The organism is Coprococcus intestinihominis (genome assembly GCF_040096555.1).
Taxonomy (GTDB): domain Bacteria; phylum Bacillota; class Clostridia; order Lachnospirales; family Lachnospiraceae; genus Coprococcus_A; species Coprococcus_A intestinihominis.
Genome location: NZ_JBBMEK010000429.1, coordinates 1 through 1,467 on the forward strand (window position 1 = coordinate 1; position 1,467 = coordinate 1,467).

Genomic DNA, 1,467 nt, shown 5'->3' on the forward strand with positions numbered 1-1,467 from the left:
TTTCGGCTGCTTTCCCCTATCGTATTGGAGCAGGCTTTAAAAAAAGCAGGGACAGAACTATTAGAGCCATATCTCCAATTTGAAATTTATGCACCGCAGGAATATCTCTCACGGGCGTATCATGATGCCCCAAGGTATTGTGCAGATATTGTAAGTACCCAGATAAAGAATGACGAGGTCATTCTGAAAGGAGAAATCCCTGCCAGATGTATTCAAGAATACAGGAACGATTTAACTTATTTCACAAATGGGCAGGGAGTCTGCTTGACAGAGTTAAAAGGATACCAGCCAGCTACTGGTAAACTTATTTGCCAACCCCGCCGCCCGAATAGCCGTATAGATAAGGTTCGGCATATGTTCCACAAGTTAGCCTAACAGCTTTACATTGACAACACAAGCCCATTTGCTATAATTCCGTGAAGAAGAACGGTCATGTTGTTCTAATTTCAGTATCGGAGGTATTCATTATGGCAAACTGCAAAAACGGAAACAAGTCTTTTAACGGCGCTTTGGGTACTTTGGGAGGTCTTTTCTAAAATCACCGTTAGAAAGGGCTGAGAAGTTTGCCCTTCCTGCGCGGCAGTCGGGCTTGTTTCACAAATTAATTCGTAAAGGAGAATGTAACTTCATGTTTTCTAAAAATTCAAAGGCATATTCTGTCTATCTGCTGTTCCGATTTGTCTTTTCCCTGGCGGCTTCTATGGCCACAGTGCTTTCCATCGTGTACCACCTGGAGGTGGTGCAGCTGGATGCTTTTCAGCTTGTCCTGGTGGGGACTGTTCTGGAAACCTCCTGCTTTCTGTTCGAGATACCCACCGGTGTGGTGGCGGATTTGTATAGCCGTCGGCGCTCGGTGCTGATTGGAATGTTCCTCTACGGCCTGGGCTTTCTGATGGAGGGTGCGCTGCCGTGGTTCGCGACGGTTCTGCTGGCCCAGGTTGTCTGGGGTTGCGGTGATACCTTCATCACCGGCGCTCTGGAGGCGTGGATTGCCTCGGAGGAAGAGGACAAGCCCATGGATAAGGTGTTCCTGCGTGGCAGTCAAATGGGGCAAATCGGCGGCGTTCTGGGCGTGGTGCTGGGCACACTGCTGGGAAACATAAACCTGCAAATGCCTATCATCTTGGGGGGCAGTTTGTGCTTGCTGCTGGGGCTGGTGCTGGTTCGCATCATGCCAGAAACCAACTTCTCCCCTGCTATTGAGGAACGGCAGGGCTTGCTTAAAGACTTTGTCTGCCTGTTCAAGCTCAACCTGGGCTTTGTGAAAGGCGCACCTGTGTTGCTGGCGCTCTTAGCAATCACACTGTGCGGGGGACTTGCCAGTGAAGGCTTTGACCGGCTCTCCACCGCTCATTTTCTGGATGACACGGTAATACCCGTTATCGGGCCACTGAACAGCGTCACTTGGTTCGGTGTTATCAGTCTTATCGGCAACGGCTTAGGTATTCTGGCTTCTCAGTTGCTCAT

1 protein-coding gene and 1 pseudogene are annotated in these 1,467 nt (G+C 49.6%); both read left to right on the plus strand.

Going from position 1 to position 1,467, the window contains the following annotated elements; all coding sequences use genetic code 11:
- Positions 1-375: pseudogene (locus WMO25_RS17925) on the plus strand (tetracycline resistance ribosomal protection protein); the annotation flags it as partial.
- 253 nt (positions 376-628) lie between these two features.
- The coding region (locus WMO25_RS17930) for an MFS transporter (RefSeq protein ID WP_349086578.1) at positions 629-1,467 on the plus strand (839 nt) is incomplete at its 3' end.